The organism is Niabella aurantiaca DSM 17617 (assembly GCF_000374125.1).
GTDB classification, from domain to species: Bacteria; Bacteroidota; Bacteroidia; order Chitinophagales; family Chitinophagaceae; genus Niabella; species Niabella aurantiaca.
Genome location: NZ_KB893625.1, coordinates 427375 through 451936 on the forward strand (window position 1 = coordinate 427375; position 24562 = coordinate 451936).

Annotated in this window: 13 protein-coding genes; 7 read left to right on the forward strand and 6 right to left on the reverse strand. The window is 50.3% G+C overall.

The features are described from left to right. Window positions 1-8: 8 nt before the first annotated feature. The 3 genes from B160_RS0101815 to B160_RS0101825 all read right to left on the reverse strand — a co-directional run bounded on the left by B160_RS0101815 (window position 9) and on the right by B160_RS0101825 (window position 4876). Window positions 9-1403 (reverse strand): sulfatase, encoded by a 1395-nt coding sequence (locus B160_RS0101815; protein ID WP_018626137.1) that lies wholly within the window; start codon window positions 1401-1403, stop codon window positions 9-11. Beyond that, complete coding sequence (locus B160_RS0101820; RefSeq protein ID WP_018626138.1) at window positions 1400-3541, reverse strand: polysaccharide lyase 8 family protein; 2142 nt, start codon at window positions 3539-3541, stop codon at window positions 1400-1402. The genes B160_RS0101815 and B160_RS0101820 overlap by 4 nt, the downstream gene beginning before the upstream one ends. An 87-nt stretch (window positions 3542-3628) precedes the next feature. Continuing rightward, the gene (locus tag B160_RS0101825) at window positions 3629-4876 is read right to left on the reverse strand and encodes a glycoside hydrolase family 88 protein (protein ID WP_018626139.1); all 1248 of its coding nucleotides are present in this window, start codon (window positions 4874-4876) and stop codon (window positions 3629-3631) included. Window positions 4877-5448: 572 nt separating this feature from the next. On the opposite strand from B160_RS0101825, the gene B160_RS0101840 reads away from it, so the two are divergent. The 5 genes from B160_RS0101840 (at window position 5449) to B160_RS0101860 (ending at window position 16371) form a co-directional block, all read left to right on the forward strand. Continuing rightward, entirely contained in the window at window positions 5449-8577 is a 3129-nt protein-coding gene (locus B160_RS0101840) for a SusC/RagA family TonB-linked outer membrane protein (RefSeq protein ID WP_026309451.1), read from the forward strand. Window positions 8578-8595: 18 nt separating this feature from the next. After that, window positions 8596-10203, forward strand: a complete 1608-nt coding sequence (locus tag B160_RS0101845; RefSeq protein WP_018626143.1) for a RagB/SusD family nutrient uptake outer membrane protein — start codon at window positions 8596-8598, stop codon at window positions 10201-10203. Window positions 10204-10366: 163 nt separating this feature from the next. Beyond that, window positions 10367-11902 (forward strand): alpha-L-fucosidase, encoded by a 1536-nt coding sequence (locus B160_RS0101850; RefSeq protein ID WP_018626144.1) that lies wholly within the window; start codon window positions 10367-10369, stop codon window positions 11900-11902. A gap of 18 nt (window positions 11903-11920) precedes the next feature. Next, a complete protein-coding gene (locus tag B160_RS0101855; RefSeq protein WP_018626145.1) occupies window positions 11921-14815 on the forward strand; it encodes a polysaccharide lyase family 8 super-sandwich domain-containing protein in 2895 nt (964 codons plus the stop codon). Between the two features lie 14 nt (window positions 14816-14829). Further along, window positions 14830-16371, forward strand: coding sequence for an alpha-L-fucosidase (locus tag B160_RS0101860; RefSeq protein ID WP_018626146.1), 1542 nt, complete (start codon window positions 14830-14832; stop codon window positions 16369-16371). 124 nt (window positions 16372-16495) lie between these two features. Here B160_RS0101860 and B160_RS0101865 read toward each other — a convergent pair whose 3' ends face one another. The 3 genes from B160_RS0101865 to B160_RS0101880 all read right to left on the reverse strand — a co-directional run bounded on the left by B160_RS0101865 (window position 16496) and on the right by B160_RS0101880 (window position 21829). Continuing rightward, on the reverse strand, window positions 16496-17248 hold the full coding sequence (locus B160_RS0101865) for a response regulator transcription factor (RefSeq protein ID WP_018626147.1): 753 nt from the start codon (window positions 17246-17248) through the stop codon (window positions 16496-16498). Beyond that, window positions 17245-20409: a ligand-binding sensor domain-containing protein gene (locus B160_RS0101870; RefSeq protein WP_026309452.1), complete on the reverse strand. Its 3165-nt coding sequence runs from the start codon at window positions 20407-20409 to the stop codon at window positions 17245-17247. Before B160_RS0101870 ends, B160_RS0101865 begins: the two co-directional genes overlap by 4 nt. A gap of 187 nt (window positions 20410-20596) precedes the next feature. Beyond that, window positions 20597-21829, reverse strand: a complete 1233-nt coding sequence (locus tag B160_RS0101880) for a 4-hydroxy-3-methylbut-2-enyl diphosphate reductase (protein WP_018626149.1) — start codon at window positions 21827-21829, stop codon at window positions 20597-20599. A gap of 496 nt (window positions 21830-22325) precedes the next feature. Between B160_RS0101880 and B160_RS0101885 the strand changes: the two genes are divergently transcribed. Next, complete coding sequence (locus tag B160_RS0101885; RefSeq protein ID WP_018626150.1) at window positions 22326-23732, forward strand: alpha-amylase family glycosyl hydrolase; 1407 nt, start codon at window positions 22326-22328, stop codon at window positions 23730-23732. 259 nt (window positions 23733-23991) lie between these two features. Next, window positions 23992-24267 carry a TFIIB-type zinc ribbon-containing protein gene (locus tag B160_RS0101890; protein WP_026309453.1) on the forward strand — a complete coding sequence of 92 codons (276 nt, stop codon included), beginning with the start codon at window positions 23992-23994 and terminating at the stop codon, window positions 24265-24267. Window positions 24268-24562: the final 295 nt, after the last annotated feature.

Consider the following 24562-nt stretch of genomic DNA (forward strand, 5'->3'; position numbering starts at 1 on the left):
GAAAGATGTTATGGGTATTTACGCTCCATTTCCCGGCCTTTCGTTTCCATTTTGTGTTTCATGATCTGGTTGTATCCGCCGAAGGAGCTGCCCCAATGGGGCGCCTGCAGGCCTTTTTCCCAGCGCTCCAGCTTGTGCAGCAGGTCTTTTACGATCTCCGGATGCTGACCGGCCAGGTTCCGGGTTTCGGAAATGTCCGTTTCCAGGTCAAAGAGCAGGATCGGGTCCGACTGTACGCGGATCAGCTTCCATTTGCCCGAACGTACGGCTGCAGCAACACCCCTGCGCCAGAAAAGGGCCTGGTGCGGGGTTTTGGTGGAATGAAGATAAGGGAGGAGGTTGACCCCGTCCGGCGCATCGGACGCTGTTCTTTTTGCATGAGCGGCGGCCAGCGCGGTGGGCAGGATGTCCAGTGAAATGACCGGTTTGTTGTAAACCGTTCCGGGGCGGATCTTTTCCGGCCATTTCATGATGGTAGCTACCCGGATACCACCTTCCCATTTAGAGCCTTTCATGCCGCGCAGGATGCCGTTATCGGAGGCATTATTGGTAGCACCGCCGTTATCGTTGATAAAGAAAATAAGCGTGTTGTTTTCGATCCCTTTTTCTTTAAGCGCCTGCAGTACCGTGCCGATCCCTGCGTCCATAGAAGCCATCATGGCGGCATAGGTTCTCCGGTCCCTGTCTGCGATCGTACGAAAACGATCGAGGTCTTTTTGTTTGGCCTGTAAGGGAGTATGAACGGCGTTATAAGCGAGGTACATGAAAAAGGGGCGGGCCTTGTTCCGGCTGATAAAGTCTACCGCTCTTTGGGTGAACATATCTGTGAGATAAGTTATTTTTCCCTCGGGGATAATGGTATTGTTATCATAGAGCGCATATACATCTTCCCGCGGTGTTTTATAAGGAAAGAAATTCCGGTGCCCTTCCCGGAACCCATAGAATTCATCAAAGCCGCGATTGAGCGGGAAGTATTCCTCCGCATTTCCCTGGTGCCACTTGCCGATCGCGATGGTGCGGTAACCGCTTGCTTTCAGCTCATCGGCCATCGTCTTCTGATTCCGGTCGAGCCCCATGTCGGCTTTCGTATAGCCCGGAGAGGGTTTACCAGACATATTGTGCTCGAAGCCAAAACGCTGTTGGTAACGGCCGGTAAGAATGCCCGCTCTTGACGGCGCGCATACCGAGGCCGATACATAGGCATTGGTGAACCGGACGCCTTCTGCTGCCAGGGCATTGATATGAGGGGTAGGGATCTGCGTGCCTCCGTAGCAGCCAAAATCGGCATAGCCGCCGTCGTCGCTTACGATAACAATAATATTGGGCTTCCGTTGCTGTTGTGCGGCTGTCTGAAAGAAGGCGAACAGACCGATGATCCAGATCCAGTGGTTTCGTTTTATCATCTTTTATTTTTAATAGTTGTACGGATGTTTTCCTGCCGGGATACCGATTGACCCGCATAGGCACCTCCGGGCAGGGGGATGACCAGCTGTTGTGCCCCTTTCGGCGTACGCAGCTCCAGTGTTGTTGTTTTTAACTGCTGGGTCGGATCTGCAACGCTTATCTTTATGTTGCCGCTATGCAAGCCGCAAACCTGTACCATGCAGGGCTGCGCGGCTGTCAGCTGCACGTCTCCGGATCTGATGCTCCCGGGGGTATAAAAGACCGCCTGTATGATTCCCAGTTCCTTTTGTGCTACCGCCTGCAGCTCCTTTGTATTGCTAAGGATACGGATGTTTTGTTTTTTATATGTTTGCAGGGTTTTTCTGCTGATCCCCGGTACCACAATATATTCATAGGAGGCGTCGCGGGGCATCCTTCCATGGCCGATCCATAGTTTAAATACGCGGCCCTTTACTTCCCCTTTCTGGCTGTAATTGATCTGCGACCAGTTGCCGGATTGAATGGTATTTGCAACAAAGATGTTTTGTGCACCCGGGAAAAGATAGGCAATACTGTCGTGCCATACCCATCCGGCATGTGTGAAGCCGGCCTTTTTGCCCACCGGCAGTACCCGGCCGTTATTCTGAACAAATACATCGCCGTTGGTCCAGGCCTGGTTGATGGCTGTTGTAATGGTTTGAGGAGCGCCGCTGGTAATGCCGGCGCCCAGGCAAACGATCTCCTGATCAAAAAAGAACCAGGATTTTTTTGCGCCGACGCCGTCGTAGTTGAGCGTATATGCCGTTACGCCATACACGCTGTCCGTTACACCGCCGGTAAAATCAGTGCTCCCGTAAATACCCCAGTCTTTTTTCATGGTAACGGCCGTGTCGTAATTCCTGGCGGTAACACCCGGGATCTTGTCCCATTCCCAGGCGGGCATAATATTTAAGTATTCATTGCCCCGCCGTACAAGGTTTACAGATCCGTCCGGAAGAACGGTACCCAGCATGTTTTCGCCGTTCCCGCTTTCGGTGCGGATGGTGCGGCCGGACACGGTGCGTACATTAAAGGAATATCCGGGCCGCAGATGCAGCGTATAATCGCCGCGCCAGAAATGCGTGTGGCTGGGAACTATTTTGTAAGAAGGCGGCTGCTGTTGGAGCAATCTTGCTTTGATTGCCGCCAGTTCCTGCGCCCGGTCAGGGCTTACGGAAAGAATATTGCTGAAAAGACCGGCAACATCATTATCGTCTGCTATTTTTGTTTTATCAAGCCCATTGGGCCTGGAGATCCCGCGTCCTTCTATATTGTAATCCGTATAGCTGCTCCGCAAGGTCCTTGCAAATGTGTTAAAGAAATAGTGGTCCAGCAGCCTGCGTTTGGTTTCCGGAATGGCGTATCTGGTGCCGGCAAGCCAGGAGGCCACGCGATAGGAGCCGGTCAGGAATACCAGGCCATAGCTGGAGATTTGCAGCTGCTCCTTGTGCTGGAGGTAAGAATAGTCGTTTTGCAGTCCTTCTCCGGTGGTGAATGCGATCGGCTGAAAGGCCTCCTGTACGGCGGTCTGCAGCAGGTGCCCGTTCCTCCGAATGGCGGCCCGGCAGATATTGTGCAGCGCAATGTCCAGCTTATTTGCCCCGGTGAAGTCGAATGAAGAACGGGTTTCTTCCATGATCTTTAACGCTGCTTCCTGCAAGGCGGAAGGGAGTTGCTTTTTTCCAAACTGCATCATTGCAAGCAGCTGCCCCATACGTTGGGGAGTATTGATGTCGTTGTGCCACCAGTTATTACTCCTGGGGCTGACGCGGCACCAATATTGCAGTCCGTTGCAGATCAGGCGGAACAGGGTCTCATCCCCGGCATAGGCGCTGCGCGGGTTGGAATAGCCGGCGGCAAATAACCGGATGCGGTCCAGATGGGTAACGGGAAGCCATAGCGTGGCCGACCGGTCATCGTACCGGATATCGGGCCAGCTTCCGTCGCTGTTCATACGGTCTTTGTAGGCCTGTATGCCTTTGGTGATCTGAGCATCGGTTGTTTTATCAAATACCTCCCTGCTGATGCGCGCCAGGATGGTCAGCATCTCATCCTGAGCCATAGCCGGTAAGAATGATATCAGAAAAGCTGTTAGTAAAACAATTATTTGCTTATTCATTTTTACGCGGATTTTTGTGTAACGGCTTTAGCAGGGACCTTCTGTGTCATTCCCGCCGGTGCTGTTGCAAACACAAAATACCTATAATTATTTCATGTTTTTAAAACGGAGCAGCGCTTCCAGGAAATAATAGTCTGCGTAAACCAGCGGAACATCCACCTCGCTGCTGTGCGGAATGCTGCCTACAGAATGCTTCAGCAGAAAATGGCTGTTGGTTCCGGGGGCGGCAAGGTACGCCGGGCTGCTTAGTGATCTCAGCATGGCGATGGCAAAATTTTTATAAGGCGTGCCGTCCTTGCCCAGGTAACCTTGCATTTCCAGTAGTGCTGCGGCGGTGATTGCGGCGGCAGACGCATCCCTCGGTATATATTTAAAATCGGCCGGATTGTAGTTCCAGTCTGCTTTGTAGCCGGGTTGCCCTACATTGAAATCCCAGTAAGGGATCTTGTCTTCCGGCAGGTTCGGGTGGTTCATAAAGAAATCGGCCATTTTCTTTGCGGTGGTCAGGTACCGTTTATCCTTTGTTTCCCGGTACATCAGGGTAAAACCGTAAATGCCCCAGGCCTGACCACGCGCCCATGTAGAATTGTCGGCAAACCCCTGGCAGGTTTGCTGGTGCAGCATTTTGCCGGTGATCGTATCATAGTCCACTACATGATAGGAGCTATAATCTTTACGTATATGGTATTTCATCGTTGTTTCGGCATGGGCGATGGCCACTTTCCGGTACACCGGATCTCCGGTTACTTTGCTGGCATAAAATAGCAGTTCGAGGTTCATCATGTTATCGATGATGACCGGGAAGAACCATTCCGTTTTGCCATCCCAGGATTTGCGGTAGTTCCAGGATTTGATCGACTTCACCACGGGGTTGTAGCGGGTGATCAGCGATTTGGCAGACTGGACCAGGATCTTTTTATAGGAAGCCTCCGGTACAAACTTCAGCGCATTTCCATAGCTGCTGTACATCATAAAGCCGATATCATGGTGCCGGGTATTGTATTGATTGTTTTCCAGGCTTTCGGTCCATCGGATGGCCGCCTTTTTCCATTGTTCTTTTTTTGTGAACTGATAAACATTCCATAAACATCCGGGCCAGAAGCCACCGGTCCAGTCGTCCACGGTGTCGTAATGCACACTCCCGTCCGGGTTGCTGGTCCTGGGATATTGGTGCAGGTTCCCGGAAATGGCCAGCATATCCGAGTACTGGCGCTCTGCCAGCCGGAACACAAAATCGAATTCATTTTCTCCTGTTTTTTTCTGGGCAGATCCGCACAGGCTATGCAGGGTAAGGAAGAAGAGCACTGCAATACTTCCACATTTTCTGGTAAACATATTTCTGTATTAAGTTTTAAAATTTTGTCAGCAAGTGGCTGTCAGCAAAAGCAGCTGCAAATTGCGGAATGATTTTGTGGGGCAGGGGGGATTTCTTATTGAAATAGGGGTAGAAATATATTTCCCGGTCAGCGCATCCTGTACGAAGAGATGGTATAGGATGCCGGGAACTTTAGATGTATTTGTCCTGCGCAGCAGCAAAGAAAAACAACACTGATAAAAAAATACCCCTATTTTGAGATATTTGCACCCCTTGCAAATAAAACGCCGAAGTTAGGTTTGCGTTCAAGTAACCATCCTCTTCCGGATCAAAAGGGTTGGTGAAGATTTTTGCGAATGGTTGCATATGATTTTCCCGGGCGGGGTGCCATAGTATCGTTGTTTCTGTTGCCCGGAGTATATAACATTTTTGTGATTGGAAATGGTGCATGCGGACACGACCCGGGGCGAAGGACCGGTCTGTGCAGGCACATGGCAGAAAAAATGTAATGCACGGTTGTTTTGACCACGGGGCGCTGATGATTGTTTTTTGTTCATCTTAATTTATACTATTTATTAAAAAATTGTTGCTTATGATACGTTGTTTGCTGGCATTGGTGTTGCTTATGGGAGTAAGTTCTGTAAGGGCACAGCAGGTATTGCTTCATGGTGTGGTAACCGGTGCCGATGGGGCGCCGCTATCGGGAGTATCGGTGAAGATCAGCGATCTTCCGGGTGGGACCACTACGGATGCAGAGGGTAAATATACCATCGGGCTTCGGGACAGGAAGGCCGTACTTATTTTTTCATTTGTAGGATATTTCACACAGGAGCTGTCGCCCGGCTCCGGCCCTGTTTTAAATGTGCAGCTTCAGCCCGGTGAAACAACGGGTCTGGATGAAGTGGTGGTTGTGGGATATGGGACCGTTAAAAAGAAAGACCTTACCGGTTCCGTGGGAAAAGTGAATGTAGCGGATATGAATAAAGCACCTGTCCGCTCTTTTGACGAGGCCCTGGCAGGGCGTACGGCCGGCGTTCAGGTTTCTTCTAACGACGGGCAGCCCGGCTCGGGTATCAGTATTGTGGTAAGGGGGAACAACTCCATTACACAGGAGAACTCGCCCCTGTATGTAGTGGACGGGTTTCCCATTGAAAGCCCCGATAACAATGCGATCAACCCCAGCGACATCGAGTCGATCGAAGTATTGAAAGATGCATCGGCAACGGCTATTTACGGAGCAAGGGGCGCCAACGGTGTGATCATGATCACCTCCAAAAAAGGAAAGGAGGGGCCTCCGGTGCTTCAGCTGGATGTTTCTTACGGGTTCCAGGATCCTACAAAGCGGATGAATATGATGAACCCATATGAATTTGTAAAATACCAGCTGGAACTGGATACCAATTCTGTATCCAGCGGCACCACGCTCACGCCCAAGGAAGTATATCTGAGAGACGGGAAAACACTGGACAGCTATAAAAATATGACCGGTACCGACTGGCAGGACCTGGTAATGAAGCGGGCTACCATGGCCAACTACAACCTGGCGCTTAGCGGAGGCTCCAGGCAAACGAAATATGCGGTTTCGGGATCCATCCTGAATCAAAAAGGAGTACTGATCAATTCAGGTTATAACCGTTACCAGGGCCGGGTGGTGCTGGATCAGTCGGTCGGCACCCGGCTTAAAGTAGGCATCAATACCAACTATACCTACCTGGTGCAATCAGGCATGAGCCCCAGTGAAGGGGGCGGTTCCTCTACAAATAAGATCTTTGCCTCCGTATGGGGCATGCGGCCGGTATCGCCCAATGTGGATGGCGACCTGGAGGATCTGCTTTTTGATCCCAGTATTGATCCCGCAAATGACTACCGGATAAATCCGGTGATCAACCTTGAAAATATTGTAAGAAAGAACCGGACAAAGAATCTTGTGGCGAATGTATATGCCGAATATACATTGCTTCCCGGTTTGAAATTGCGGGTGACAGGAGGGCTCAATGACCGGCTGGTCCGCTCGGAATCCTTCAATAATTCGAATACGCAGTTTGGGAACTCCCGGACAATAAACGGGGTCAATGGATCTTTAGCCTTTGCACAGACCAATTCCTGGGTGAATGAGAATATACTTACCTGGAATAAATCGATGAACGGACATTCGATCAATATGGTTGGCGGGTTCACCGCCCAGGGGGGTAAATCTTCCGTATATGGTATGAGCGCAATTCAGCTTCCAAATGAAAGCCTGGGGATCAGTGGGCTGGAAGAGGGCACCGTTCAGCCGTTGACAGCCAGAAGCTCATTGTGGAACCTGGCCTCTTTTTTAGGGAGGGTCAATTATAGCTACCGCTCAAAGTACCTGCTTACCGCCTCCTTCCGGTCGGATGGCTCTTCCAAATTTTCGGAAACCAATCACTGGAGCTATTTCCCCTCGGGGGCAGTTTCCTGGCGCTTTTCGGAAGAAGGGTTCCTGAAAGGGAACGCTGTTCTGTCAGACGGTAAGATCCGCATTGGTTACGGTGTTACAGGTAACAACCGTGTGGGTGACTTTTCTTATTTAACCACTTTTGGGTTGCCGGTTGGGAGCGGATATGTTTTTAACAACAGCTTTATCAGCGGCATTGTGCCCCTGGCGTTGGGCAATAGTGATCTCAAATGGGAAACCACCGGCCAGTCGGACCTGGGCCTCGACCTGGCGTTTTTTAAACAACGGGTGATGCTGACGGTGGATGTGTACCGGAAAAAAACAACGGACCTGCTGCTGAACGCGAACCTGCCCAATTCTTCCGGCTTTGACGTTGCGTATAAGAACATCGGCAGCGTGCAGAATGAAGGGCTCGAAATCACCCTGGAAACAGTGAATATGAAGAAAAAGGATTTTTCCTGGAGCAGCAATTTTAATATTTCCTTTAACCGGAACAAAGTGCTGGGGCTGGCCGAAAACCAGGAATCGCTGGAAAGGCCGGTTAACTGGGATAACGGCTGGACGTCTACCTCCGCGTATATCGCCCGTCTGGGTGGCGCTCTCGGGCAGATGTATGGTTATATCTGGGATGGTGTTTATAGCTACGATGATTTTGATCGTACCGGATCGGGGGGCTATGTGCTGAAGGACAATGTGCCCACCAATGGCAACACGCGGGAAAAGATACAGCCGGGTGACATCAGGTACCGCGATATCAATGGCGACCTGAAAGTGGATGCCAAAGATTACACGGTGATCGGAAGGGGGTTGCCGGTTCACTACGGCGGGTTTTCCAATAATTTCACCTATAAGAATTTTGATCTCAATGTATTTTTCCAGTGGTCCTATGGCAACGACGTGTATAATATCAATAAGCTCATGTTTGAAGGTCGGAGCTCTCTGGCATTTAACCAGTTTGCTTCCTATGCCGACCGGTGGAGCCCGGGGAATACGGATTCAAAACTTTACCGGACAAAGGGCTATTTTGGCGGAGGCTATTCTTCCTACCTGGTCGAGGATGGATCGTACCTGCGGTTAAAAACGGTAGCGCTTGGCTATAATTTTAACAGGGCAGTATTGGATCGGATCCGGATAAAAGGATTGCGTGTGTATGCGGCAGCGCAGAACCTGATCACCTGGACCAGATATACCGGGATGGATCCCGAGGTGAGCGCCTATAATTCTGCGCTGACGCCCGGGTTCGATTATTCTACTTATCCCCGTTCGCGCACCATCACCTTTGGAGCAAAAATCACCTTCTAATATTTAAAACTGGATTGTATGAGAGTTATATATATATCGTTCTTCGTATTGCTGGCTACCGGTTTGGGCAGCTGTAAAAAATTTTTAAATACCAAACCCACCGATGCGCTGACCGGTGAGGAGTATTACAATACGGAGGCGAAAATAATGAACGCGCTGGCGGGTGTGTATGATAAGCTGGGCTCAGGCACCCTGTATGGCGATTATCTTTTTTCTGAATGGGACGCCTGCACGGACGATTCTTATTATGCACGGTCGTCTGCTGCAACAGGTATTAACGTTTATAATTTTGATTTTACGAATGACCGGATCCGTAAGTTGTGGCAGGATTGTTATATCGGCATTGAACGGGCCAACCAGTTGATCGCAAATATTAACCTGCCCCCGATAAGTGAGGACAAGCGGACCGTGATCCTGGGAGAGGCCAAATTTTTGCGGGCATATTACTATTTTTTGCTGGTGACCCGTTTTGGCGGGGTGCCACTGGTGCTGGATCCGGTGACCTCGCCCAATAACCTGGAGGTAGTCCGGGCCTCCGACAGGGAGGTATATGAGCAGATCCTTAAGGACATGAAGGAGGCGGAGGCGGCGTTGCCCTTGTCTTCCGTGCTCGGATACCCCAGCCGGGTATCAAAAACGGTAGCGGAAGGAATATTGGCCCGCGTATGCCTGCATATGGCCGGTGCTCCACTGAAGGACCAGGCAAAATATGCCGAGGCGCTCAGCTGGGCAGAAAAAGTAAAAGTATCCGGCGAGCACGCGCTGAATATTGACTATAACAGCGAAGTGGCAACCAGCGCCTATAGCCAGATCTTTATCAACCATTCCCAGGATATCTATAATGTAAAGGAGAGCATGTGGGAAGTGGATTTTAAAGGGTTTAACGGCGATGGCTATAATGAGTCGGGCAGGGTGGGCAATACCATCGGCATTGCTATGACCAGCACCACTTTTCAGAACGATACCGGATATTGTTACGGTTTTATCAAAGGAACGGGCCGGTTGTTCAAACTATACGGTGAGGGCGACCAGCGCAGGGAATGGGCGCTGCAGCCCTATAGCTATAATGGCAAGACCGGCGCCCGGGTACCGATTGTGACTACCGCTGCAAATATGTACAGCCGGGATGCTGCAAAATGGAGAAGGTCCTATGAGAACCTGCGGCCCAAAAATAAAAATACAGGCCCTACCAATTTTCCGTTGCTGCGCTATTCGGATGTATTGCTGATGCTGGCAGAAGCAGAGAACCAGGTGAACGGTCCAACGGATGCCGCTTATAACGCGGTCAACCAGGTGAGGAGACGGGCCTATGGTGTTGATCTGTTGGCCCCCAGTGTAATGGCCGATGTGCCCGCGGGATTATCGAAAGACGCATTCCAGCTTTTTATTGAGGACGAGCGTTCCCGGGAGCTTTGTTTTGAGACGCTGAGGAGACAGGACCTGATCCGCTGGGGCAAATTTCTTACGGCAATGAAAGCTGTGAGCGCGGATATGACGGCAAATGGCGGCGGTGTTAAATATGGGGCGTTGGGGGGGAGCAATGTTTCAGAGCGGAACCTGCTTTATCCCATCCCGTCGGGGGAGATCGCGCTGAATAAAAAACTGGTACAAAATCCCGGATGGTAAAGCAGCCAATACTGGTATCTTTATAAATTGATTGTCCGGTCAATGAGGGTGCCGTCTGCGGCGCGGGCTATGGTTTCCGGGTTTACAAACCATTTGCGATGATACACATTTTAGTAAAATGAATACCGGCCAATATAAAAGTGCAGATCTTTAGCTATAAGATATGAAAAAAGCGATCTTCTTATCTTCCCTGGTTTTCTTCTGTTGCAGCATGGGCTTGTGGGCGCAGAAGAACGGCAGCAGGGAGAAAAATGAAAATATAAAGACACAACAGGCGGAGGTCGCCCGGACCGACGAGCCGGTTGCTTCTTATAAGCGGACCACCCACCCGGATGCCCAATGGTATCCGCAGGCGGGCTTTGGTATGTTTATTCACTGGGGCATTTCCTCTGTAAAGGAGCTGGAGCTTTCCTGGCCGATGATGGCCGGTACACAGATCGGCTGGCGGCCGGCGAACGACCGGTTGAGTGCAGACTCCGTTAAAAAAATAATGGAATCAGGGGATTACTTTACCGGCCATGATTGTAAAAAGGACAATAGCTGCATTACGCCCAATGAATACTGGGCAATGGCGAAGGATTTCAATCCAAAAGACTGTGACCCCGAAAAATGGGTAAAAGCAGCTAAGGAGGCCGGTATGACCTATGCTGTTTTCACGGCAAAACACCACGATGGGTTTGCGATGTGGCCCAGCGCATATGGAAACTTTAATACAAAGAATTATTTGGGAGGCAGGGATTTTGTGAAGGAGTTTGTGACCGCCTGCAGAAAATACGGATTAAAGACCGGGTTGTATTTTTCGCCTCCGGACTGGTATTTCGATGGTGAATACCGGAACTTTATGTATTATGGTGTGGGCAGGGATTATCCGCACATACCGGTATTGGACCGGGACTTACATCCAGGAACAGCGGTAAAAACAGCAGAGGAAAAGCAGGCCCATTATCGCGAAGTAGCGGCTTTTGTAAAGGGACAGGTGGAAGAATTGCTGACCAACTACGGCAAAATAGATATGATCTGGTTTGACAAAGATGGGGTTCCGGTTATTCCTGCGGGAAACGCAGCCTGGAAGGAATGCATTACCATGGAGCGGGTGCATCAGCTGCAGCCGGGCATTATTGTAAGCCCAAGGCTTTTTGGTTATGGCGACTATCATAGCTTTGAAAGTGATAAGAACTTTCCCGTGATGAAGCAGGACGGCTGGGCCGAGTTTTGTACAACCGCTGCTACCAGTGGCTGGGGTCATACAAAGGCGCCCCTGAAGTCTACAGCCCATCTCCTGAATTACCTGGTACGATCCAGGTCTTTCAATACCAATATGCTTCTGAACTACGGCCCCACAAAAGACGGGGCCTTTACTGCTGACATGTATCAGAGTTTGGCAGAAATTTCCGGCTGGATGAAAGTGAACGGCGTTTCTGTTAAAGGAGCGCGGGCGCTCGATGCTCCGGAATGGGCATCGGTGCCGGCCACTAAAAGAAAAAAGCACCGTTATTTATTTTTGCTGGCTCCCGTAAATGGAGAAAGGGCTGCGGAAGAGAAAGTAGAATTTTATACCGGCGGGGCGGTTAAAAGAGTATCCTTACTGGGGCATAGCCAGAAGCCCGGCTACAAAATCGAAGCAAATAAATTGATTGTAGATGTACCTGTCGGTATGAGAAGGACATTGCCATTGGTAATTGATGTAGAATTGGAATAGCAGCCGAAATAATTTTTTATGAAGAGGATCTTAATTATCATTTGCATTGCGCTGTTCTCTGCAACGGGAAACGGCCAGCAAAAATATTACGACTTTAATTCGGCGATACCGGCCAATTTCTCATCGTCGAACGGTAAGCTCACTTTAAGTGGTGAGCACACCAAGGATGGGGAACAAGCTCTGAAATGGGTGGTGCAGAAGGGCGCCGTGCTGATGGCTGACGAACTGGGCATTCCCCTTGCTGACATCGGCAGCCGGAATGCCGGATCTGCGCAGTTTTTTATTTACAGTCCCCGTATCTCCGGCGATACATTGGTCTTCCGGTTTTACGATAAGGCTGGTGTGATGCAACGGGAAGGCCATATGCTGCTGAATTATAAAGGATGGCGGGATTATCACCGCAGTTACCGGTTCGATTACAATAGAGGCAATGAGCTGCCCGGGTTTGCATTGGACCGGATGGAGATCCGTTACCAACCCCGCGATCCTGCTGCTGCTATAACCCTATACCTGGATGCTTTCCGGGTCATTGGGGATCCCAAAGACCGTTACCCCGGACCGCATATGCGCATAGACCGGGAACAGTTTGCGGGGAAGGCGGCTGAAATGCTCGGTGAATATTTGCATACGCCGGATATTGCGGTGGCTGCTGCGTCAGCACAGGAATTGCTGGATGCTCAAAAAGTAAAGCTGTTTTATCCACGCAGGATTCCACCGGTAAGCGCATCTAACCTTGCTGCTGCCAAAAGCTTTGTGACAGCCTGTGCCATCCGGCGCAACACGGATCATACGATCACCGGCAGGGGGCAGCTCTTCCTGGATCATGAAGATACCCTTTTACAGGCGTCCAGGTATTGCGCTTATTTATCAGAAGCCGCAATCCGGAACGCCGACACGGATGCGAAAAACAAATTGATCGATCTTGTTTCGTATTTACTGGATCAGGGCCTGGCGGAAGGCGGACGGTTGTTTTTGCACCTGGGACACTACCGGCATAGCCTGGGCTTTCCGGTAGGATTTTTAGAGGGGATGTCGCTATATCCCGACAGTATCAGGAGTGAAGTGATAAAAATGCTGAAGTGGCAGATCGGGTATAACCGGATCTATAGCCGGGGACCGGTAGATCCCAATACGGATTTTATGCATCTGAGATCGGATTTTTTATTTGAGCTGGCAGCATTGGCCCCTTCTCCGGGGAGCTGGGTGAGCGATCTGAAATGCATCTCCCGCTACCTGGGGCTCTTTGTGCATTTTACGGAAGGCAGTGCGGATGGATTGAAAGTAGATGGCTGTGCTTTTCATCACGGGGCGCACTACCTGGGCTATATGTATGCTATGGGTACCTATGTGGACCGGATCTATTCATTGAAAAATACGGTATATCGTGTCAGTGCCGGTGCTTACCGGAATATCTCTTTGCTTTATAAAGCATCGTATTTACAGTCATCCGCGGGAGCCATCTATGCAAATGCGGCTTCGGGAAGGAATCCTTTTTCAGGCTTTCCCATACCGCGCAACAAATTGGAGAAGTTGGTGGAGGTAGGGGGAGACATCCTGGGAGGGCTGTATGATCCCGAACTGGCAGCATTTTATAATTATATATTCCATACCCGGAAGTACCCCGTAGCACAGACAGCGTTCGACGGCTATTACCAGTACAATTACGGACAGCTGGGCGTATTGCGCAAGGACAACTGGGTAGCGGTGATGCGCGGCTTTACCAACCGGTTATGGGGCACTGAGATCTATGTTACTGAAAATCGGTATGGCCGCTATCAGAGCTACGGTTCCCTGGAAGTGCTGTACAACGGGGATACTGCTGCTACCGGTTATCCCGCCCAGGGAGGCAATGGCTGGGACTGGAATGTGGCGCCGGGCACAACCACCGTGCATCTTCCGTTTTCCGAATTACAGGCCAAACAGGGCAGGGCCGATGAATACAACGAGAACAGTTTTGCCGGTGCGTTGTCGTTGGGTAAGGACGGTATTTTTGCAATGGATTTTGTGGAAAGGGCGGGGAATAAATACAGCCCGAATCATATGCAGTTTCACAAGTCTGTTTTTGCTTTCGATGGCATCCTTGTGTGCCTGGGCAGTGGGATCCGTTCTTCGAACACTGCGCATACAACGGCAACGAATTTATTCCAGGCGGTATCTGCATCCGCCAATCCTCCTGTTTATATAAATGCTCCCCGGGCAATAAAAGAGGATCATTACGATCAGAGGGTCTCCACGGAAAATAAGGCCGCATGGTTGGTAAACGGTCAGACCACCGGCTTTTTTGTACCGCAGGGCGGTGGTACCATCGTAGTGGCAAGAGGCCTGCAGGATGCTCCCGTGGAAACAAGCCTGACGGGTACACCTACGGTCAGGTCCCGTTTCAGCAAAGCATATATAGATCACGGAACCGCCCCCGGTAATGCGGGCTACTGTTTTGTGGCGGTGCCGGGTACAACGCCAAAGAAAATGGAATTGCTTTCCGCCCGTTTTGCAAGCGGTAAAATATACCGGATACTCAGCCGGACGGATTCATTGCATGCGGTGGCGTATTTGCCCGGAAAGCTTACCGCTTATGTTTTTTTCGAGGCGAATGACCGTGTGAATATCGGAGTGGTCAAACGTGTTTCCGGCAGGGCATTGGTAGGGATAAAGGAGTCGGGGAATGGCATCACCCTTACCATCAACAACCCGGACCTGAATGCGGTGGATGCTATTGCAACAAAATGGCGATCGACAGAGTATCGTGTAAGTTTGCAGCTGGAGGGGAACTGGACTGTTGCCGCGAACCCTTCCGGCGCCCGGGTTGTTTGTGACGGAGGTACCACGACCGCGGGTTTTGTTTTGAAAGACGGACGACCTGCCACACTGAAACTACTTCGTGAAGGAACCGGCGGATCTGTTTTATTAAACTGAATCTAAAGTAATATATGAAGAAAGCATTTATTTTGGCTGTCCTGGTTTGTTCCTGTTGCAGCCCCCGCCTGTGGGCACAGAAGACGAAAAACCGGCAGGAAGACGAAAAAGTGAAGATGCAGCATGCGCAGATCGGCATCACTGAAGACCCGGCTGCTTCCTATAAACGGACCACCCATCCCGGAGCGCAATGGTATCCCCGGGCAGGCTTTGGCATGTTCATTCATTGGGGTATTTCTTCCGTAAAAGAGCTGGATCTGTCCTGGCCGATGATGGCAGGCACACAGATCGGCTGGAGCGCCCATAAGCCGTCGCAGGACTCGATGGACCGGTACTTTGCAGCCGCGGACTTTTTTGCCGGCCACCGGTGTAAGCTCAATGGCACCTGTCTTACACCCAACCAATACTGGGAGCAGGCTAAAGACTTTAAACCGGCATCCTGTGATCCGGACCAGTGGGTAAAACTGGCAAAGGAGGCGGGGATGCAATATGTGGTGCTGACCACCAGGCATCACGACGGGTTTGCCTTATGGCCCAGCAAATACGGAGATTATAATACCCGGAATTACCTGGGTGGAAGGGATTTTGTGAAAGAATTTGTTACTGCCTGCCGGAAATACGGCCTGAAGGTTGGATTGTATTATTCTGGTCCCGACTGGTATTTTAACCGGGAATTCCAGAGCTTTCTTTATTACGGTATCGGGCGGGACTACCAGCATGTCCCTTCGGTAGATGCCAGCCTGAAGGCACGTACAACGGTTAAAACTGTGCCAGAACAACAACGCCACTATGAGAAAGTTGCGGCCTATATCAAAGGGCAGGTAGAAGAACTGCTGACGAATTACGGCAGGATCGATATGATCTGGTTTGATGGTGCTCCAAATATTCCCAAAGGGAATGCAGCATGGAAACATTGCATTACCATGGACCGCATCCATGAGCTGCAGCCGGGCATTGTGGTGAGTCCGCGGTTCTTTGGATATGGAGATTATAAAACGCTGGAAGGTGATAAATCGCTGCCATCCGTAAAACAGCCGGACTGGGCCGAGCTATGCGCTACCATTGCCGACCCGGGATGGGGTTATACCAGGGCCCCCCTGAAGTCAGCGGCATATGTATTGAATCAGCTGGCTGTTTGCCGTTCCAATAATACCAATTTCTTATTGAATTTCGGCCCCACAAAGGAGGGCGTATTTTCAGCGGGTATGATCAGCCGCCTGCATGAGATCGCCGCCTGGATGAAGGTAAATCATGCGGCTGTTACCGGTACGCACGCGCTTGGCGATCAGGAGCAGGCTTCGGTACCGGCTGCTGCCCGTGGCAGGCACCGGTACCTGTTTGTAATGCCGGCCGTTCCGGATAAACTAAAAGCACCGGCCCTGCCGTTAGCGCCCGAGACCGTTACGTTCAAAACGACGGGGGCGGTGGCAGCAATAAAACTGCTGGGAAAAAATGTTCCGGTCGCATATACGGCAAAAGACGGAATCGTTACCATCCGGATCCCTGCCGGGATAAGATCACGGAACGGGGATGTAGTGGATCTACTGCTGAAATAGCTATCGCAGCTCCCGTGATCAATAATGTGCGGCACCGGGGGCCGGCTGAAAAATAGGTGCTTAAAAAGATATCGGGCATATTGTAGTATATTTCAGATCCGGCAGTTGCTGGATCTGCATGCGCCTACCCGTTAATATACTCCGATGGTGTTTGGCCAAAGAACTTTTTAAATTCCTTACTGAAGTATTTACGGTCATTGAAACCCACTTCCCAGGCTACTTCGGCGATATTGAATTTATCATTGCGTAGCAGCTGGGCGGCTTTTTTAAGCCGGAGCGATTTAATGAATTCGCCGATGGGTGTTTGCGTGAGGGCATTGAATTTCTTATACAGAACAGCGGTGCTCATTCCTACTTCCCGGGCTAGGGTAGATACATGGAACTCCGGGTTGTTCAGGTTTATTTCAATGACCTCCATAAGCCGGTCCATAAATTTCTTATCGACGGTTCCTATTTCTGTCTGTGTTGGCTCCAGGAATATTTTCTGACTGAAATGCTGCCGCTGCGACTCTTTCAAGCGCAGCAGGTTCTTGACGTATGACTGGAGCACTTTAACGCTGAATGGCTTCGTAAGATAAACGTCAGCCCCGCTTTCCAGGCCTTCCAGCTGCTGATCAATGCTGGTTTGCGCCGTAAGCATGATCACCGGGATGTGGCTGGTGCGCGCATCGTTCTTGAGTTGCCGGCAAAATTCGTTGCCATTCATTTCAGGCATCATTACATCTGTAACGATCAGCCCGGGGAGCTCTTCAACAGCCGTATTCCAGCCGGCTCTGCCATCAGCTGCTTCCAAAATAACATAGTCTGTATTCAGGCAGATACGAAGGAAATCCCTTACTTCTGTATTGTCTTCTATAATGAGGATCGTTGTGTTCAATAGTTTGCTGGTTTTGAAAAATGGTCCTGGCCTCCTTTCAAAGATACAAAAAAGCAGGTTTTATTTTCCCGGCCGGCCTTGCCGCGGGTGCTGGTAAAACGGATGCTGCCACCATGCAGGGAAACGAGGATCTTTGATAACGCCAGCCCGATGCCGGTTCCGGTTTTTTTATTACCCGCGGCATCTACCTGAAAGAACTGGGTAAAGATCTTCTCGCTGCTTTCGGGCGGGATGCCTGCTCCATTATCGCAGATGCTGATCCCGGCGCCTTCGTTTTCCTGTTTTTTGAGCTGCATGCAAACCCATCCGCCCGAGGGTGTGAATTTAAGGGCATTTGATAACAGATTGTAAAAGACGATCTCCATATAGTGCGGATCAAAATAAAGGTCGATGGATGGCTCTTCAGCCAGGAATCGGTACCGGATGCCTTTTTCGGAGGCCATAACGGCAAATTTTTCGAAGACATCCCTGCAAAAGGAAACGAGATCGTTCTTTACCGGGTGCAACCGGGTGTACCCTGAATCGGCTTTCATAAAATCCAGCAGGTTGTTGGATAATTTTAACATGCGGTCGGCGTTGGACTTGATGGATGACAGCAGTTTCTTTTCCGAGGCAGGGTCAAGATCATTTTCAAGCAGCATTTCTGCCGGCCCCATGATCATGGTAAGCGGCGTTCTGATCTCGTGCGAAACATGCGTAAAGAAATCGGTTTTCATTTGCTGCAGTTCCCTTTGTTTGATATTCAATGCGTGCTCGTATTCCAGTTTTCTTTTCAGCGCTGCCCGGGATTGCAGGAACCAGAATACCATTCCTGTTGCCGCCAGAAATACAAGTATGTACAGGGTGTAAGCCCACCAGGTCTTCCACAGTGGCGGCTGAATAGTGAACCGCGCCATTTTTTGAACCTTGTTCCATACGCCATCATTATTGGCTGCTTTGATCAGCAGCGTGTAGTTGCCCGGCGGAAGGTTGGTGTAAGCTGCGGTATGGGTATAAGTATCGTTCCAGTGCTGATCGAACCCTTCCAGTTTATAGGCCGACCGGTTTTTTTGGGGTTTGATAAAATTAAGCACTGCGTAGTGGAGCACAAGGTTGTTTTGATCGAAGGGGAGGGTCAGGTGCGCCGGTACCTGTTTTAAGGAGTTGAACGCCTTCGACGGAGCACCGTTAATGATAATATCAATAAGCGCTACCGGAGGGGGCACCGGGTTCTCCTCAATTTTCCGCGGGTCAAAGGACACCAGTCCGTTGTATCCCCCGAAGAAAACCGTATTGCTTTTGTCGATATAACAGGAGTTGTAATTAAATGCCTGTCCGGGAAGTCCGTCCTGCGTATTATAGGCTTTGAATTCTTTCCGGGAAACGTCCAGCCTGCAGATGCCGTTGTTGGTGCTGATCCATAAATTGTTTGCTTCATCGGCAACAATACCCACTACCTTGCTTCCGGATAAGCCGTCCCGGGTGGTAAAGGTTTGCAGTTGGCCGTTGGCCGGGTTGAAAAAAGAGAGCCCCGAATAGCTTCCGAACCAGATGATATGATCCCGGTCTTCTGTGATGTAGTAGATATAGTCCGAATACAGCAGGGAATTGGTATTGGCTTTTGTGTAATGAATAAGCCTGCCGGATGTGGCATCCAGCACATTCAATCCTTTTTTGGTGCCGATCCACATATTGCCTTTCGCATCCCTGTAAAGATGGGTAATGGCATTGCTGGTGAGTTTCCGTCCGGGATAGGCCTGTTCAAAGGTTTGAAAAGTGCGGGTTGCGGGGTTGTAAATATTCACACCCGCCTCTTCATTGCCGATCCAGATCCGGCCTTCCCGGTCCTGCTCAAGTGTGATGATGTCATCGGCATCCGGAGGTGCATGGATATTGGTTTGACGGATGCGGGTAGCCGTTTTGAGCACCGGGTCAAGAATATTGAGCTCCCCGTTAAAAAAACCAACCCATATCCTGTTTCTTTGATCCAGCAACATGGCCTTGATCAGGTTGGAACTGATGGAAAACCTGGATGCGTCATTCTTAAGATGGGTGAACCGTTGTGCCGACCGGTTGAAATAATTAATGCCTTCCGCCTCTGTTCCGATCCACAGGTTGCCGGAGGCGTCGCTGAGAATGGAGCTGATGATGTTGCTGCTGACACTGTTTTCATTCCGGTTGTTTTGATAAATATTAAACGGGGTCTGATACCGGTTCGTCTTATTGAGGCCCCCAAAAAAAGTACCGATCCAAATGTTTTCCTGCTGATCCTGGAAAATGTCGTGGATCGAGTTGAAGTTAAGGCTTTGCGGGTCATCCGGGTCATTGACGCAGGAGTGCATGGTTTCTGAAGCGGGATTGTAGATGCTCAATCCCTTAAGCGTACCGATCCATATACGGCCATCTTTTCCGCAACGGATCCTGCGTATGGTATTGGACACGATACGCTGTCTCCGCTCGTTGTTCTCAGCAGTGTAATGCCGGAGCAGGTTTTTTTGAGCGGCGAAGAGATAGATGCCATCGTCCTGTGTGCCCACCCATAGTTGCTGATGCCGGTCGCAGGCGATGGTGCTTACATTGATATGCCCTTGAATCGATACGGGGCGGATCTTTTGACCCTGGTCCAGTTCCCTGCTGGGAAACAGGTAAAGGCCCGACGCCGTTCCAAGTAAAATATTGCCCGATGAATCGCAGCCGATGCTTTGGATGGTTTTCAGGAGATTGTTGGTGATCACCGAGCTCGTCCCGATCTGCTCCGTTTTAAAATGTTGCGCAGGAGTGATCATGTTGAGCCCCCCGGTAGTGGCGATCAGCACCCGGTCGGGATCAAAAGGGAAAATGGCTTTGATGGTATTGCCGGCAAGTTTTGTGTGCGCGGTGAGGAACGACCGGAAGAAATCGGTTCCGGGGAGATGCGCGTAGAGCCCGTTATTGGTGCCGATCCACAGGTACTTTGATCCGGAGACCAGTGAAGTGATCTTGATATTGGGGTTCATCGGGTTCGATTCGTAAAAAGACCGGTATATCCGGATGTTTTTGCCGTCATAGCGGTTGAGGCCGTCCATGGTGCCCGCCCAAAGAAAGCCCAGGGCATCCTGGGCAACCGACAATACGGATCTGCTGGATAGCCCTTCTTCTACCGTAAGATGATCAAAACGGATCTGTTCCTGCGCCCGGAGCATGAGGCTGCAGACGGATATCAGGAAAATAAAGCAGGGCTTATTCAAAGCAACCAGCGGGAAGCGGCAGAAACGCGTCATTCGGGGAAAAACCATCTCTCCAAATATAATCCATATTTGAGGATAGTGGTATCAAAACAGGGCAAATACACTTCAAAATCTTTCAACCGGTTCGGGGTCTTCCCGGAGCCTATACCAGCAGGAAATTTGCGGCCACCTGATCCGTAGGGATGGTGTCGTTAAAAAAGCCGGTGATCTTTTCGATCACCTGCTCTACCAGTGCGTCCGGGCAGGAAGCGCCGCTGGTCATCAGGATCCTGACAGGGGTATGATCCGGAAGGAAGTCCCGGGTCAGCAGTTCCTGCCGGCTGTGAAAATTATAGTGCAGGATCTTGTCCCGGCTCAGGATCTTTTCAGCGCTGCTGACAAAATAAGTAGGAAGCTTTTCTTCACAGAGCTCCACCAGGTGCGATGTGTTGGAAGAATTATACCCTCCCACTACAATGGCAAAATCGGCCGCGGTATGCAGCATCTGGCTTACCGAGGTCTGGTTGTCGTTGGTAGCGTAGCACAGGGTATCCCGGGTATCGGCGAAGTGGTCCGCCAGGGTTTCTTTTGTAAGCCCGTATTTTTCGATCATGACCTGCTTCAGATAGTCGGCGATCGCCTGTGTATCGCTGGCCAGCATGGTGGTCTGGTTGACCACACCCAGGCGGTCCAGGTCTTTGGCAATATCAAAGTTTGCGCTGTATTGACCTTTGAATTCTTCATAGAAGTCCTCCGCAGGCTTCTCACCGGTGATGTATTTTGCCAGCTCGATGGTCTGTGCCATGTTCTTTACCACTACGGAAGGGGCATTAAAAGCAGCATGTGAAAAAGTGGCCCGGGTCTCTTCATGGGTCGGTTTGCCATGTATAACGATGGCATATTCTTTCCGGGCAATGACCTCACTCCGGTTCCACACTTTTTCCACAAAGGGGCAGGTGGTATTGTATTTTTCCGTGTGAATGCCAATGGTGTTTAATTTTTTTTCGATCTCCAGGGTCGTGCCAAAGGCAGGGATCAGCACAATGTCGTCGGGGGTCAGGTCGGCAAAGGGAATGATCTGCCGGCCATGCGTATCTTGCAGGAAATGGACGCCGCGCGAGAGCAGGTCTTTGTTGACCTGCGGATTGTGGATCATTTCGCTTAATAAATAGATCCGTTTGCCGGGGTTCTGATCGATGGTCCTGAAGGCGATCTCAATGGCGTTTTCCACACCATAGCAAAACCCGAAGTGCCGGGCCAGGTAGATCTGCACCGGGCCGAAGTCCAGGAAAGTGGGCGAAAAATCCTTTTTCAGCTTGTCTTTTTCCTTACGTTTTCTTTTTATTGCGGATATCAACGGGCTCCTGTAAAAAACAGGCACATCAAACTGCTTCATGCGGCAAAATTACTCCATATCTTCTAAAGCGCCGCATCCGGGGAAAATACGATCTGAGACCGGGCAGGCAGTGTTTCAGTTATACCGTTTGACGTTTCACGTTTAAAGTTCAATGTTTCAGGCCCCAGGTTCCAGGTTGGTTTCTGTTCGCTGCTCGATGGGCATTTCTCAATTCCATGAATACGTTTCAATTGGTTGAATATGGTTGAAGATGTGCGCTGATCGATGAACATTTCGTAGTTCCGGGCTCAGAAAGCTGAAAGCTGACCAGATCTTTCATCCTGTTGTCTCGTCTAATGTCTATTATCTATCGTCTATTGTCCGGCGTTCTATGTTTAAAGTTTTATGTGGATCCCGTTTGGTACCTGGTGCGTATTTCTCCGTTCCCGGTTCTTAGCTGATGGCTGAAGATTGAAAGCTCAATTCAATCCTAAAAGCTAAAACCTGATCGCGGAAATCTCAAAAAAACATTTATCTTCAGACAAAAGAAAATAACATGAGCAAATGGTATGTACTCACAACTTTGCTTTTGATAACAGCGGCCTGTAAGCTGATGCCCAGGGAGGACAAACAAGAATCAGGAGAAGGATCAAAAACAACAACAATGACGACCACAGACTGGAAACATACAACAAGTATTTATGAAGTGAACCTGCGGCAGTACACCCCCGAAGGCAGTTTTGCTGCTTTTGCGGCGGCGCTGCCCCGGTTAAAGGATATGGGAGTTGGTACCCTTTGGCTGATGCCCATTACGCCGATTTCGAAAGAAAAGATGAAAGGCACCCTGGGCAGCTACTACGCCTGCGCCGATTATACGGCCATTAACCCGGAGTTTGGCACTTTGCAGGATTTTAAGGACCTGGTAAAGCAGGCACATGGGATGGGCTTTAAGGTCATCATCGACTGGGTAGCCAACCACACCGGTTGGGATCATGTGTGGACCCACTCGCACCCGGATTATTATTTAAAAGACAGCGCCACCGGTACCTTCAAAACGGCCAGCGGCATGGATGATATTATCGAACTGGATTACAGCAACCCTGCGCTGCGGAAGGCGATGATCGATGCCATGAAGTTTTGGGTAACCGGGGCAGATATCGACGGGTTTCGCTGCGACCTGGCTTCCTGGGTGGAACTTGACTTTTGGAAAGAAGCCCGCCCGCAACTGGATGCGGTGAAGCCCCTGTTCTGGCTGGGTGAATTTGATGAGCTGGAAAACCCGGGTTATGGCCAGGTATTTGACGCCAGCTACTCCTGGAAGTGGATGCATCAGACCGAAGATTTTTTTAAAAAGAAACACCCGCTTTCGGGGTTGTATGACCTGCTGCTGCAATACAATGCCATTGGCGATTCCAGTATGCGTGCCTGGTTTACTTCGAACCACGATGAAAACAGCTGGAACGGAACGGAATATGAAAAGTACGGCGACCTGGCCAAACCGCTGGCTGTGTTCAGCTGCACCTGGAACGGGATCCCGTTGGTATACAGTGGCCAGGAGCTTCCGCTGAAAGAAAAACGCCTGCAGTTTTTTGATAAAGACCCGATCCCGTGGCCGGCAAAGGATCCAGGACAAACAGAGGGGCTGGAATTGCATAACTTTTATAAAGTGCTGCTGCAGCTGCATGCCACCCATCCTGCGCTGCGGGGGGGCGATCCGGCCGTTACCACCTTCAAGCTGACCACCACGGCCGACGACCGGGTATTTGCTTACCTGCGTAAGAACGGTGCTCATGAAGTGCTGGTGGTACTGAATTTTTCCGGCACTCCGGACCTGCAGGTTGATATCACGGATCCGCATTTGAACGGTTCCTTCAAAAATGTTTTCTCCGGTGCCGTCAGTGATTTTTCTGCTGCAAAGAGTGTCACATTGCCGCCTTACGGGTTCCTGGTCTGTACAAAATAGGCCGCTGCAACAGATGTTTTGTCGTTACTGTTCCTGCAGCCCTGAGGTATGTCACATTTTATATGATCACCCCGGTATCCGATCAGGATGCATTTTCGGGGCGGGTATCGGACAGGAACCTGTTGAGATTCTTGCAGCGCAGTGTTCATTTATTCCCTGCGCTTCATAAAAAAGGTTTATAATCCTGACCCGGCACCGGGCAATTGGATGCAAATCCTTATATTGCAAGTATTGTTCCCGGAAATAAAAACCAGATAAGATGAAATGTCCCAATTGCAATGAAACGTTATTGATGACCGAGCGTCACCGTGTTGAAATTGATTATTGTCCCGGCTGCCGGGGTGTATGGCTGGACAAAGGGGAACTGGACAAGCTGTTGCAGTTTGCTGGCGACGAAAAAAGCGTACCGGCTTCCAAAACGCAATACGATGATGAGCAGGCGGGGCGTTATACCGGTCATCGCGATGATCAAAAACATCAGCAGTATCCGCGCAAAAAGAAATCCTTTTTGTCGGATTTTTTTGACTTTGATTAGAAGGGATTCCCCGGATTACCTGCGGTTGCAGAGGTCCCGGATGGACATGCCAGGGGGCTTTATGGTACCGGCGGAATATTAGTGTTCCGGCCGCAAAAAATATCTTTATAGAAGGAAGCAATTGATGTTCCCTTATTTCAACAGATCTCTGTTTAAATCAGAATAACTCCCTGGATAGCATCCGGGGAATTAACGCTCCGGGAATGGGGCGTTTCGCATTTTTGAGGGGTGACATAAAAATGCCCCGCAGGTAGGCGAGGCGCTGAATGTTTCCTTGATCAATTTTGGTCTTTGA